This window comes from Pseudomonas sp. S09G 359, assembly GCF_002843605.1.
Classification (GTDB): domain Bacteria; phylum Pseudomonadota; class Gammaproteobacteria; order Pseudomonadales; family Pseudomonadaceae; genus Aquipseudomonas.
This window is the reverse complement of sequence record NZ_CP025263.1, coordinates 3,199,564-3,213,191: the sequence shown is the minus strand read 5'-3', so window position 1 is coordinate 3,213,191 and position 13,628 is coordinate 3,199,564. Positions and strand designations below refer to the sequence as shown.

Genomic DNA, 13,628 nt, shown 5'->3' with positions numbered 1-13,628 from the left:
CCCTTGCGCTAGGTCCCTAAGCGCCCTCCTCTAACCGACGATAATTTCAAGAGGGAATCATCTCTCGTATACGAGAAGCGATGGCGTCGACCGCGAAGGGTTTCGTCAGAACGGCCATGCCTTTTCCCAGAATAACGTCACCCATCACTGCATTTTCGGCGTAACCCGTAATGAATAAGACTTGAAGTCCAGGACGGGCTTCCCGAGCGGCATCTGCCATCTGCCGTCCGTTCATTCCGCCAGGCAGACCTACATCCGTTACCAATAAATCGATCCGAACATCCGACCGTAAAATTTTCAAGGCCGTGGCACTGTCGCTGGCTTCGAGAGCCGCGAACCCCATGTCGTGCAATATGTCCGTGACCAGCATGCGTACGGTTGGCTCGTCATCCACTACCAGCACCGTAGCCTCGTGCACTGAAGGCGTAAGCATAAGCGCCTGTTCTACAGCCGATTCGGCATCGTCATGCCCATCATGGCGCGGTAGATAAATACACACGGTTGTGCCCTTGCCTAGCTCTGAATAGATCCGCACTTGTCCACCCGATTGCTGGGCAAAACCATAGATCATCGAAAGGCCCAATCCGGTGCCTTCGCCAAGGGGTTTGGTCGTGAAGAAAGGTTCGAATACCCGCTCAAGCACGTCGCGTGACATTCCGGTGCCGGTATCGGTTACGCAAACCGATAGATACTGACCTTCCACCATATCGAGTTGGCGTGCGGCCTGCGCACTCAACCATCGATTCGCGGTCTCGATAGTAATACGCCCGCCGTCCGGCATCGCATCGCGTGCATTGATCGAAAGATTCAGCAGTGCATTTTCAAGCTGCGGTGGATCAACCAACGCCATCCAGAGGTCCAGGACGGCGACGAGCTCAAGTTGGATGGTTGGCCCTACAGTGCGGCGAATCAAGTCCTCCATCCCTGAGACTAATCGATTCACATTGGTTGGCTTGGGATCGAGTGTCTGTCGGCGCGAGAATGCCAGAAGCCTGTGGGTTAAAGCGGCGGCTCGTTTTGCCGAGCTCTGCGCAGCATCAATATAGCGATCCACCTCGTTGAACCGCCCTTGACGTATACGAGACTGCAGCAACTCAAGGCTACCGGAGATGCCAGCCAACAAGTTGTTGAAGTCGTGAGCAAGACCGCCGGTCAACTGGCCTACAGCCTCCATCTTCTGCGCTTGGCGAAGGGCTTCCTGCGTTAGGAACAGGTCCGCGGTACGCTCTTGAACTCTGGCCTCAAGCGTGTCGTTCAACTCCTGCAAGCGCACTTGCGCAAGCTTGGTTGCGGTCACGTCACGTGAGGTAGACAGCAGTTTTTCCGGGAACCCATCGGGTCCCATCACGGGGGTGACGATCACGTCCCACCACCGCGGAGTGCCCTTCATGGTCTTAGCAAAACCTTGGAAGCGGCCGATACGGCCTTCTTTAGCCTCGGCCACGGCGTGCAAAACTTTTCCATGTTCCTCGCCTTGCCATAAGTCAGGCCAGCAAGCGCCTTGGATGGCACCGAAGTCATCGACTTCCATGACACACATGCCGCCCTCAGTCATGAACTCCAGACGGGCATCCAGGTCGAGCACTTTGATACAGTCAGCGGAGCTTGCAAGGACACGACGGTTGAATTCCTCACTGGCTCGCAGGGCCTCCTCCGCGTCTTTGCGCTGAGTCAAATCCACCGTGACCACCAAAAGATTTCCAAGCAAACCCTGGGCGTCAACAATGCGCTGGATGCTGCTGTTGGCCCAGACCAACGAGCCATCAAGGCGGCTATAACGCTTATCAAGGGCAGTAATGCTGCCCGTACGAAGCGCTTGCTCTACTGCTGCCAGGGTGGGAGGCAAATCCTCGACATAGGTGACGTCTGCGACGCCTAGTTGGAGTACCTCTGCCTCAGAACGCCCAAGAATACGGCATAGTTCGCTGTTCACTCGAATGAAGCGGCCTGCGGCATCCACCTCAGACATGCCCACCGTAGCGCTTGTAAATATGACTCGTAGCCGCTCCTCGCTTTCGCGCAATCTTGCTTCGGCGCTCGTACTTTCGAGCACCGACCACTGGCGCTCGGCCGTACGTAACCTGTCGCATCGGGCAGCCTCCAGATGCAACGCAATGAGATCCGCGAAGCCTTTGCCCATGCCAAGAATTCGTGGGTTATCGAGTGAGACCGGGTGTTGATGCATCGCGCACAGACCGCCCCATAGGCGGCCATCTTTCAAGACGATCGGTATGAACAGATAGCTCTGAAATCCATGCACCTGATGAATTGGATAACAAGGGTGTGAAGGGTGCGCTGCAAGATTGCCAATGACTACCGCTTGGTGAAATGTGCCAGCCTGATGGTTAAGGGCAGACAGACATTTCAGCTCATCGCCCGGATGCAAATTCAAACCGATGTCATCGCGTACCGCGCAGATCAGTGAAAGATCGTGGGTAACACGAGCAACGGCTGCAAAGCCCATCCCGGTCATAGCGCACGTGGTTTCCAGCAACGCAGAAATTGCGCACATGCACGCGATGTCCGCTTGGTCGATTGCGAATTCAGACGGACCCACAAAAACGACCGACATATCTGGCATGGCAGGTTTACTCGAAAAGTGAATGTTCAGCGTTCATAAGATTTTTCGCCAGAATGCACCTGACCTTTCCCACCGCACGATTGGGTGCGGGGGCTGAGCCGTGATTTGTTCTGGCTCAAGCCAAGCCTAACCGACGACCTCAACCCTCAGACATCCGGATGGAGTAAACGTCCACCTGAGAAATGAGAAGTTCATACCTTTTAGCGACGTGGATAAGGGTTCTGTACAAATCGTTACCACAGCCCCATCCCTTAAAAAACGTGACAGAAAAAGTGATGGCCAAGCGACATCAATGATCTCAAAGCGCTCCAAAATTGTACAAAAATAAATATCTGTACAACTTTCAATAAAGTTCTCAATCTCGGCGCCGACACCATGAGTGAAATGTTTAATTACATAAAGACGTGATTAGCCGACTGAGCCGAATAGAGCCAGGCACTCGAGAAAATGGAACGTTCTCAACTACACCTATCCACAAACTGTCCCATTCCGGGCTGTGAGAACTCCATGAATATCCTTGCTCCTGCCGTACACCTGGCTAACCAATTACGCTTTCGCACGAAATTCGCTGTGCTTGCAGCAATCGTTCTGATCCCTCTGGTTCTGCTGGGTACGAGCGTCATCCATCAGATCAATGAAAGCATTGAGGTCATTCGCTCGGAACAATTGTGCCAGCGCTATCTGTTGGACGTAACGCCTGTACTGCGCTTATCAATGTTGCAACGCGCGCTCACCAACCGCTTTCTCAGCGGTGATAGAGCCGCTCAGTCCGATCTATCTGCCAACCAGGAGAAGCTGGAGGCCGCGTTTTCGAAACTGGCCGCCACCGACAGGCAATTCAACACGCAACTGGAAACCGGTGATCGCGTGCAGCGCCTGCACACGGGAGCGCAGAGGTTGATCGAGCAAGCAAAAGCCGATGCCAACCAAAACGAGATGTTCGACAACTGGAACGATCAACTGACCGAGACACTGAACTTCGTTTACTACGTATCGGCCACGTCGGGCATGGTGTTGGATGAAGATTACGCATCGCTGTTCATGATCGACCAGAGCACCTTGAGGCTGCCACGGCAAATCAACATCGTCGGGCAATTGCGCGGGCTTGCCAGCGGACTGCATGACGGGCAAACGTTGAGTGCGGGTTCGCGCGGCGTGATCAAGTCGATGCTTAAAAATGAGTTACTCATCCACAAAGAACTTCAGCAAAGCCTGGCCCTATTGCGCCGCAGGGAACCTGCCCTCGCCGATAGTATCCAGGCACCGATCACCAGTGCTTTTGCGAGCCTGGACAGCTTCCGCGCCGACCTCGAAGTCTTGATTGGCGCACCGAGCGACACCATCACCGGCGTTCAGAATCTGCCAGCCAAAGGCAATGCTGTGGTGGCTGAGTTGTACAAGGCGCAAGACACGCTGCAAGACGCACTGCTGAATACGCTTGAACGCCGAGCTCAGGAGAAAACCTCGGAACGTCTGTTCATCCTGGGCATGTTTGCAGTTCTTGGGCTGTTGCTGGTGTATGTGTTCAGCGGCATCTACAGCGCTATGCGCCGCACCCTCAACGATGCTTTGGTAGCTACCCAACTCATTGCGCAGGGTGACCTGAGCGTGCGCATTCAAGTACGGGGCAAAGATGAAATGGCCGACGTGGGCAACGGCCTTAACCATATGGTGCAAGCCTTTAGCTCGTCGCTTGCTCAGGTCGAGCGCAGTTCACAATCGGTCTCCGACGCGGCTGAGCGAATAGGTGTGTCGATTGACCGGGCTAAGCGGTCCATGAGCGCCCAGCAAAGCGAAACCGAACAAGTCGCCACGGCCATCAATGAGATGACCACCAGCGTTGCGGACGTGGCGCAAAACACCGAGGGTGCCGCCCACGCCGCCGAGCACGCCAGCCAATCCTCCAACGCCGGCCTGGCAAAGATGCAGGAAACCCGCGTGACCATTGAAGCCCTGGCGGATGAGGTGGAGCGCAGCGCGCAAAAGGTCTCGGCGCTTGCGCAACACAGCCAGCAGATCGGTGGCGTGATAGAGGTGATCCGTAACATCGCTGATCAAACGAATCTGCTGGCGTTGAACGCCGCCATTGAGGCCGCCCGCGCCGGCGAGCAAGGCAGGGGCTTTGCGGTGGTCGCGGACGAGGTCCGAACTCTCGCCTCGCGCACGCAAAACTCAACAGAAGAGATCCGCCGGATTATCCAAGAGCTGCAACTGGCGACGGACGCTGCCGTCGAGCAAATGAAAGCGGGCAAACTGCGCGCCAAGGAATGTATTGATTCCGCCGACCAAGCCTCCACCAGCCTGGACGCAATCAACGATGGCGTTGAGCAAATCGTCGGCATGAACACCCAGATAGCCAGCGCGGCGGTTCAGCAGCACGCCGTCTCGGAAGATATCAATCGCAACGTGACCGAGATTCGCAACGGCAGTGTTGCGCTGATGGAGGGCATAGAAGACAACGCTGTGACGGCCGAAGAGCTTTCGCTGCTGGCAGGGGAACTGCGTACTGTGGTTTCGCGCTTCAAACTTTAAAGCGACACACGGGGAACTCCAATTTATGGAGATCCCCGGACTTTGTTTGCGAGCCTACCCAACCCCACTGGCGGTTTCTGGATCGCCGTTGACTAGAGCGCCCGCCGTCACTCCAAAACCTTGGGGTGCAGCCACTCAATTTAAACGCGGTGCTTGAATGGAAGTGAGTCGTGCATACCGCCCAGGCCCCCGAAGCCCACTGATGGAAAGTTCTAGGGACGCAGGGCGATAAACGCAAAAGGGAGCGCCTCTGTCGAAACGTCCTTTTTTCTCAACTCAGCGGCGAAAGAGACGGTCTAGAACCAGCAGAGCAACTGCACCAATCGCGATTGCAGCAACTGGTTTTTCTTTAACAAACGTAGATACGCTATCCAGTGCATCACCATAGGTCTGGGTCAACTGACCAGCAGCTTGGCGACCAGTACCTTCAGCCTCCAACTTCGAATCACCAAACAGTTTCCCGACTGCGCTCTGCGCTTTGCCGGCAACCTTTTCTACGACGCCTTCTACCTGTTCGCTCTTCATGATTCACCAAACCTTCGTGTGTGATTGAGTAACCCAGGATAAACCTGGGCTTGAGGCAACCTTCACGGAATTAGGGCGGCTCTGGTAATGATTAGTTCAAAGTTGATGAGGCTCAAAGGCAACCCACTGTCATTAACCCGAAAACGTCAAGAAACGGCCCCCGCTGACGATATGCAGACGCCCCCAGCCATACCCCATGTACTTGCTGATGAAACCGTTGAATCGCCATGAACCGCACAACGCTCGCTGTTAGTGAAATTGCTACTCAACTCGCAAAAATTACCTGGTTACGCTCCTGATGTTTGCCTCGATACAACGCCTGATCCGCGCGATTGAGGGCGCTTCCAAAGCTTTCTCCATAGTGAATTTCGCTCACGGCCAGGGTGGCGGTGACGATAAGTGGAGAGTCATTCAATTCCCCAACCCATTCGCGGATCCGCAGCAGGATTCGATCCGCCACGGCCTTTGCCGCATGTGCAGATGTGGAAGGCATCAGCACCAGAAATTCTTCGCCACCCCAGCGTGAAGCCACATCTGTGGCTCGCAAATTACTGCTGATGGCTTCAGCCACTCGCTGGAGGATCAAGTCGCCCCGCTCATGGCCCAGACGGTCATTGATCTGTTTGAAATGATCGATATCCAGCAGGATGATCGTTGACGATCCCGAATCGGTTAACTGCAGCACCTCATGCATTACCCGGCGCCGCGTATAGAGATTGGTCAGGCTATCGCGATTGGCGGTCTAAAACAGTTTTGCTTGCATTGAACGCGTGAAGCGTACTGACAAGGCTGTGCAATCCAGCAGCACGCCAAGTGCAGCCAACACATTTACGACGCCAAATATCTCAAGCCACTGTGGCGCCACGCCGGAGTTGATACCAAGGTGTTTACGCAAGGCGAAACCACCCACCGACACGGCCAGGATAGCCAGGTAGAGCAACAATCGTGGTAAGAGCGCATCTTGAAAACTGAACGCGATGATGGGGATTAAGCAGTAAAGGTAAAAATAAAAATTGCTGTCCCAACCCAGCACCCAAGTTGCCAATAAAGCGTGCAGAATAATTTCTACACTCATCAATACGCCGGTGAGGCTGTAGCGTCCTGCGCGAATAGCCTTCACGCAAGCTGCATAACCGAGGACGCTCAATACATTACTCACCGCAAGGGAAGGTAAGTGCATCACGCTAAAGATGAAAATGAATATGAAGTGAATGCAGAAGCCGAGCTTCACAATGGGCACGATATGCTTCCAGAACTGCGCGGTGGTTTCACGGAACAGTTGCGCATGGTCACTCGGCGATAAAATCCGTCCAAAATCTGGTTCATTGAGGAGCCTCTTATGTGCCTTGGCGAGCAGACACGGCAAGACCTCAGCGGGGTTTAACGAGGGCGCCCCAATTCGAACCAACTGATCTGCAATCTCGTACCGGTTCAAGTCACTCATGAGTGAAAGCTCTATCAGCTCGTAGGCGAGTGAATCGCTCTTGGTTTCGTAGACACCTCCAAGCCCAGCAAACCAATCACGCGGATGCAAATATTAGGTCGAACACAGCCGATCGAATTTGCTGTTCTCGACCAAGAGCGGATTAGCTGGTCCTTGATGAGCCCTGCCCCCTCCCGCCAGATCCGATGAGGAGTCACCCTGAAAGCCATCGACGACCACCCTGCTCCGCCTCAGAGATCGCCAATCTCGATCGCCCGCATATCCCGCGCTACTGGGGGCAAAACTGGGGGCATATTTTAGTTTTTCCGACCTGAAAATACTGCGCTAGAGCCCAGTAAAAATGTTTTTTGGAAGCTCTGACAACATGGAGCAACTATGACTGACAGCTCTCGGCCGATTCTGTTGAAAAAGTAGCTCCCCTGGCTGGCCTCCGGCAAAATCTCCGCATTGGCCAGCAGGGAAGCACGCAACATGATGGGACAGTTATCGAGTGGGCAGGAGCAGCTGTTTTACTCGTTCAACCTTGAAGATCACATCCCAGCCACTCACCTTCTACGCAACATTGATCGGTGTCTTGATCTGAGCGACCTGCGCCATTACCTCGGCGATTTCTATAGCCCGATTGGGCGTCCGTCGATTGATCCTGAACTGATGATCCGCATGCTGATCGTCGGCTACTGCTATGGCATCCGCTCCGAACGGAGGTTGTGCGAAGAGGCCCATTTGAACCTGGCGTATCGCTGGTTCTGCCGATTGAGCCTTGAAGATGAAGTCCCCAACCACTCGACCTTTTCCAAAAATCGACACGGCCGTTTTCGGGACAGTGATCTGTTTCGCTGGTTGTTCAATGAAGTACTGCGTCGCTGCATGGACGCTGGTCTGGTCAAGGGCGAAGGTTTTGCCGTGGACGCCAGCATTATCAAAGCGGATGCGAGTCGGCAGCGCGGCGCACCGGGTGGTGAACCGGTCAACTGGAGCGATCCGGTTCTGAGGACCCGCGCCGTGCGTGAGTACCTTGAGGCACTTGATGAAGAGGCTTTGGCCGAAACGCTGCCGAAGCACCTGTCGCTGACGGATCCTCAAGCCCGCTGGACCGCTGCTCCAGGAGGCCCAGCTTTCTACGCTTACTCCACGAATTATCTGATCGATACAGAGCACGGCGTGATCATGGATGTGGAACCCACACCGGCTCATCGAACCGCAGAAGTCGAGAGCACCAAGACGATGATCGAACGGGTTGAAGCGCAGTTCGACATCAAGCCGGAGCGCCTCATTGGCGATACTGCTTACGGTACAGCGCCGATGCTGGCCTGGATGGTGGAGGAAAAAGACATCGAGCCGCATGTGCCGGTGTGGGACAAAACCGAGCGCAAGAACGACAGTTTTTCGAGCAACGATTTCCACTGGAATGAAGAGGCTGAGGAATACCGCTGCCCGGCCGGCAACCCATTGCGCAGCGAATGGCGAGCCTTCAAGAATGAGCGTTCACACGTCACCAAAGCCAACACCATTATCTTCCGATCCCGGCAGACCGACTGCGCTACGTGTTGCCCGAACACCGCGTTCCGCAAGATCGCTCGCAGCGTCCATGAAGCCGCTCGCGATGTGGCTCGGCGCATTGCAGCAACGCCGGAATATCAGCGCTCTCGCCACGAACGTAAAAAGGTCGAAATGTTGTTTGCCCACCTCAAGCGCATCCTGAAATTGGATCGCCTGCGGCTACGTGGCATGAGTGGCGCGACGGATGAATTCACGCTGGCCGCTGCGGTGCAGAACCTGCGACGGCTGGCCAAATTTTCATCTCAAGGGCCACCAGTCACGGGATAGGTGCGCCTGCACCAAGCAAAAAACCTCAATTTAACCCAATAACAGAGCAGCAAAGGTCACCGAAGGGCCGAAAAACCACTCAATGTGGTGAGTAGGTTCTCCGGTGGTGGTCGTGCCTGAGTTCAGGCGATCTGAAAATCCGACTTTTTCAACAGAATCGGCCAATAGCAGACAGATCGTTCTACAGCCTCGGCGCTTTGTATCAGCCAGCAGAGCACTAGCGCAGAGAGGAAAAATACTGAGTAGGCGGTTTACCCAGTGCTTTCTTGAACATAGTGATGAATGCATTAACAGAGTCATATCCCAGGATGCCCGCCACACGTTGCACGGATACCCCCTCCGCCAAATGACTCAGTGCGATCATCAAATGCAATTGTTGACGCCAGCGTCCGAAGCTCAGTCCGGTCGTGCTTTCTACAAGCCTGGCCAGCGTTCGTTCACTGGTTGCAAGCCGAGTGGCCCACTCGCGCAACGTGGTTCGGTCGCCTGGATCTGAGAAGAGCGTATCCGCGATTTGTTTGATCTTGGGGTGGTCTGATATCGGCAAATGCAGCTCTTTCAGCGGGGCATCGGAAAGCTGCTCAAGCAGCACTGCAACCAGCCGAGCTGTCTTGCCCTTGGAATGGTAAGCAGGTTCCTGTTCAGCGAGATGCAGGACCATCTCCCGAACAAGGGGCGTAATGGCAACCGTGCAGCATTCTTCAGGCATGGCTGCCGCACCGGGCTCAACGAACAGAAAGCAGGTCCGGGCGTTTGCGGTCACTCGGCAACTGTGCGGCGTGCCGCCAGGGATCCATACGGCGTGCTGGGGAGGGACAAGCCAGAGTGCATTTTGCACCTCACAGCTCACTGCGCCATGCAAAGACAGGATCAGCTGGCCTTTACGATGATCATGCGGGCGGGCACCCGAATCATTGAGGTCAGGCGCAACCTTGAGGGCAATCGCTGCCTGGGCGAAAAGGTCTGAATCGAAATCTTCCGGCGAGGAAACGATATTTTTTGAGCTTGGCATAATTTAGGTATCGGGTGTCTTGATATCTATATTATACGGGCCTGAAGTTCTCTACAGTTGTCTTCTTTCAAGAGGACAGATAAAGAATATGTCAGATACAAAAAACAAGTGGCATGCCATCGCGCTCGTCGCAGGCATTCTGCTTATCGCCGTGAACCTGCGCGTTCCCTTTACCAGCATCGCGCCCGTTTTGCCGCTGATCCAGAATGATTTTGGCTTGAGCGCCTCAGCTCTAGGCCTGCTTACTTCACTGCCATTACTTGCCTTTGCCGCCTTCTCCCCGCTCAGCGCATCGGTCGCCCGCAGGTTCGGCATCGAGCGCACGCTTTTCGGTGCACTGTTGGTCATTTCAGCGGGCATCCTGCTCCGCTCCTCAGGCAGCGCTTGGGCCTTGTACGCCGGTACGATATTGATAGGCACTGGGATCGCCCTGGGCAACGTGCTGCTGCCCGGCCTGATCAAACGCGACTTCTCGACAAAAATGGCGTCCATGACCGGCGCTTATTCCATCACGATGGGTGCAGCGGGCGCTGTCGGTTCAGCTGTAATAATTCCGCTGACCCAATCATGGGGATGGCCGATTGCCCTGAGTTTGTTGGTCGCAGCCCCGTTGTTGGCGCTGGTGGTGTGGCTGCCGCAGTTGAAAAAACACGAACACGTAAATCTGTCAGGTCCGAAACAAGCGCCAACCGTGGCCGTCTGGCGTTCGCCGCTGGCATGGCAGGTCACACTGTTCATGGGGCTGAACGCGATGCCTTTTTATGTCGCCGTCGGCTGGCTGCCGACCATTCTGATGGACCATGGCATATCCCCGGAGCAAGCAGGCACGGTACACGGCACGCTTCAACTGACCACGGCCATTCCCGGCCTGATTCTGGCGGCCACGCTTCGCCGTCTCAAAGACCAGAAACTGGCAGCCGCTACCGTCAGCCTGTTAACCGCCTCATCCCTGATCGGGCTCATTTCCGCGCCAGACTACGCCATGTTGTGGGCCGCGTTCCTGGGCTTCGGCTCTGGTGCCAGCATGATGCTCGGCCTGACCTTCATCGGCTTGCGCACAAAAAATGCCGGTGACACGGCGGCACTTTCAGGAATGGCACAGTGCGTCGGCTACCTGATGGCAGCCGCAGGCCCCTTGCTGCTGGGCCAACTGCACGACTGGACCGGTAGCTGGACAGCACCGCTGCTGATCACAGCCGCAATCTCCGTAGCCGGCGCATTCACCGGCATGCTGGCCGGGCGCAATGTTCAACTTGAACCTGCTGAATCATCGTCGCGAACAAGCCCGGCAATCCAGTCCGCGAATGCGCTCACGGCTGGCGATAGAAAGCGCTGATGCGGGTATAGCAGATGCACAGGAACCGATGCAGGCTGCCAGTCAGCAAGCACTTCGACCAGCCGCCCTTCTCGCAGATGCTCGCTGACTACGTTCTCGGCGAGCTGCACCAGCCCGAAGCCTTCAAGGCACATTTTGATGTAAAGCCCAGTCTCGTTGACAGCCGCTGTGCCGTTCACCGGGACTGAGATCTTTTCGGTGCCACGGGCGAAGCGCATTTCACCTGCTTGTCTTGCGCGGCCCGAGAAGTAATGGATGGCCCGGTGGTGAGACAAATCTTGCGGAATTTGCGGAGTACCGTTTTCTTCGAGATAGGCGACAGAAGCACACGTAACCCAGCGAAACCGGCCGAGTGGGCGCGCAACGAGCGTTGAGTCATCGAGCTCGCCTGTACGAATGACGCAATCGACACCCTCTTGCACCAGATCAACCTGCCGATCGTTGACGCCTATCATCAGGTAGATATCCGGGTAGCGCCTGTAGAAGTCTTGCAGGTTTGGCATGACGATGAAGTGTGCAATGCCACCCGGCATATCGACACGCAAACGGCCCTGTGGCCGTTTTACGGAATCCGTCAGACTGGTCTCTGTGTGTTCAATCAGCTCCAATATTTCCCGGCACTGCGCCAGATATTGTGCGCCCTCAGACGTCAGGCTGACCCGCCGCGTTGTTCTGTTCAGCAGGCGCACCTGCAAGTACTTCTCAAGATTTTTAACGCTGCTGGTCACTGTCGAGGCTGGCAAAGAGAGCGTCTGCGCCGCCTGAATAAAGCTTTCTGCTTCAGCCACACGAACGAAAACCTGCATCGCTTGAATACGGTCCATGACTGTTAGCAGCCTCAAAGCAGTGATCGGGGGAAGTCGTTATTATTCGTAAATATTGAATAATAAAAACAGTTTAACCATCTTTTTCCCGCAGTACCGCATTGCGTACATTGCTTCCAACGAAATTTGAAGAGGTGTACAGAAAATGGCTGAATATAACCGCAGCATCGTGCAGGCCCCGGCCGCTCCGGCCGCCCGCACCCTTATCCGCGGCGCCACTGTGCTGAGCATGGATGGAGATATCGGCAATCTGGCGCGCGGCGATATCCTTATCGAAGGCAGCACCATCACGGCCATAAGTGAAAACATTGAGGCCGGCGACGCTGTTGTTATCGAGGCATCCGGCATGATTGCCATGCCCGGCATGGTCGATACGCATCGTCACTCCTGGGAGGGCCAACTGCGTCGAATCAACCCGAATGCCGAAACCCTGGAAGACTACTGCAACGCCACGCACTTCTCGTTCGCCAAATACTATCGCCCGGCTGATATGTATATTGGCAACCTGCTGACTGCATTGGGCTGCATCGATGCGGGCATCACGACCGTGGTCGATAACTCGCACAACAGCCGTACCGGCGCGCACTCCGATGCTGCGGTAGAGGCGCTGCTTGATGCTGGTATCCGATCTGTACACGCCTCCGGTGCGCCAGTTTCCGGTGAGTGGGACAAAGCCCACTGGCCCGGCAACCTGGAGCGTCTCCAGGAAAAATACGTCAATAACGGTGACAACCCGCTGCTCTCGCTGGCGGTGATGGCGCAGCTTGAACCTGAGCTGTGGGCTGAGGCCAGGCGTCTGGGGCTGCCGATCATCACCGAATTTTTTGGCGGGGACATGGCAGCTGAGTTGGAGGGTTTGCATCGCGAGGGCCTGCTGCGCCCCGATAACATCTTCAACCACTGCACCTCGCTGCCGGACGCCGGCTGGAAAATCATTCGCGAGGCTGGCGTGCGGGTCAACGTATGCCCGCGTTCAGATGCCCACTACGGCATTGAAGATGGAATGTTCGCCATGCAGTCGGCCCAGCGTCACGGCATCAGCCCGGGGCTGAGTGTCGATAACGAAACCTCCTATAGCGGTGACATGTTCATGGAGATGCGGGTGGCGTTCTACCTGCAACGCGTCATGGGCATGCACCAGCAGCGCTGCTGCGGCGCAGAGCATCATCCGGTGACCCTGCCGGCTCATGGCCTGCTCAAAGCCGCCACTCTTGACGGCGCCACCTGTGCAGGATTGCAGGACAAAGTCGGCACCCTGGCCCCCGGCAAACAGGCCGACCTGATCCTTATCAATGCGCAGGACATCAACCTTTACCCGTCGGGTAACGCATTCGGCACCGTGGTACACGCGGCCGAACGCAGCAATGTCGACACGGTCATGATTGGCGGGCGCATCGTCAAGCGCGGCGGCAAGGTGCTGGGCGTGGACAGCGAAAGGCTGCGTGCAGCAATCGACGAATCCCGTGAGCATCTGTTTGCTGCCGCAGGCTACCAGCCGGATATTTTTGCCGAGACATTCATGCCGCTTGAGTCAGCCAAGTAAGGAG

The 13,628-nt window shown here is 55.7% G+C and carries 8 protein-coding genes and 2 pseudogenes; 5 read left to right on the top strand and 5 right to left on the bottom strand.

Annotated elements, in window-relative coordinates; genetic code table 11:
* Positions 1–46: 46 nt before the first annotated feature.
* Positions 47–2,581: a PAS domain S-box protein gene (locus CXQ82_RS14340; RefSeq protein WP_101270014.1), complete on the bottom strand. Its 2,535-nt coding sequence runs from the start codon at positions 2,579–2,581 to the stop codon at positions 47–49.
* Positions 2,582–3,028: 447 nt separating this feature from the next.
* Between CXQ82_RS14340 and CXQ82_RS31925 the strand changes: the two are divergent.
* Together CXQ82_RS31925 and CXQ82_RS31920 are read left to right on the top strand one after the other, a co-directional pair.
* Positions 3,029–4,249, top strand: a pseudogene (locus CXQ82_RS31925) (HAMP domain-containing protein); the annotation flags it as partial.
* Positions 4,250–5,113, top strand: a complete 864-nt coding sequence (locus CXQ82_RS31920) for a methyl-accepting chemotaxis protein (RefSeq protein WP_371917361.1) — start codon at positions 4,250–4,252, stop codon at positions 5,111–5,113.
* A 276-nt stretch (positions 5,114–5,389) separates the two neighbouring features.
* Here the strand turns inward: CXQ82_RS31920 and CXQ82_RS14330 are convergent, their stop codons facing one another.
* Together CXQ82_RS14330 and CXQ82_RS14325 are read right to left on the bottom strand one after the other, a co-directional pair.
* Positions 5,390–5,638, bottom strand: a complete 249-nt coding sequence (locus CXQ82_RS14330; RefSeq protein WP_068932058.1) for a CsbD family protein — start codon at positions 5,636–5,638, stop codon at positions 5,390–5,392.
* A gap of 265 nt (positions 5,639–5,903) precedes the next feature.
* Positions 5,904–6,944 (bottom strand): annotated as a pseudogene (locus CXQ82_RS14325) (GGDEF domain-containing protein).
* Between the two features lie 609 nt (positions 6,945–7,553).
* Between CXQ82_RS14325 and CXQ82_RS14320 the strand changes: the two are divergent.
* On the top strand, positions 7,554–8,909 hold the full coding sequence (locus tag CXQ82_RS14320; RefSeq protein WP_101270009.1) for a transposase: 1,356 nt from the start codon (positions 7,554–7,556) through the stop codon (positions 8,907–8,909).
* Positions 8,910–9,126: 217 nt separating this feature from the next.
* Here the strand turns inward: CXQ82_RS14320 and CXQ82_RS14315 are convergent, their stop codons facing one another.
* A complete protein-coding gene (locus CXQ82_RS14315) occupies positions 9,127–9,921 on the bottom strand; it encodes a helix-turn-helix domain-containing protein (protein WP_101270006.1) in 795 nt (264 codons plus the stop codon).
* An 88-nt stretch (positions 9,922–10,009) separates the two neighbouring features.
* Between CXQ82_RS14315 and CXQ82_RS14310 the strand changes: the two genes are divergently transcribed.
* Entirely contained in the window at positions 10,010–11,257 is a 1,248-nt protein-coding gene (locus tag CXQ82_RS14310) for an MFS transporter (RefSeq protein WP_101270004.1), read from the top strand.
* On the opposite strand, the gene CXQ82_RS14305 is transcribed toward CXQ82_RS14310, so the two are convergent.
* The gene (locus tag CXQ82_RS14305) at positions 11,170–12,081 is read right to left on the bottom strand and encodes a LysR family transcriptional regulator (RefSeq protein WP_101270002.1); all 912 of its coding nucleotides are present in this window, start codon (positions 12,079–12,081) and stop codon (positions 11,170–11,172) included. The genes CXQ82_RS14310 and CXQ82_RS14305 overlap by 88 nt on opposite strands.
* Before the next feature lie 145 nt (positions 12,082–12,226).
* On the opposite strand from CXQ82_RS14305, the gene CXQ82_RS14300 reads away from it, so the two are divergent.
* Positions 12,227–13,624: an amidohydrolase family protein gene (locus tag CXQ82_RS14300; protein WP_101270001.1), complete on the top strand. Its 1,398-nt coding sequence runs from the start codon at positions 12,227–12,229 to the stop codon at positions 13,622–13,624.
* Positions 13,625–13,628: the final 4 nt, after the last annotated feature.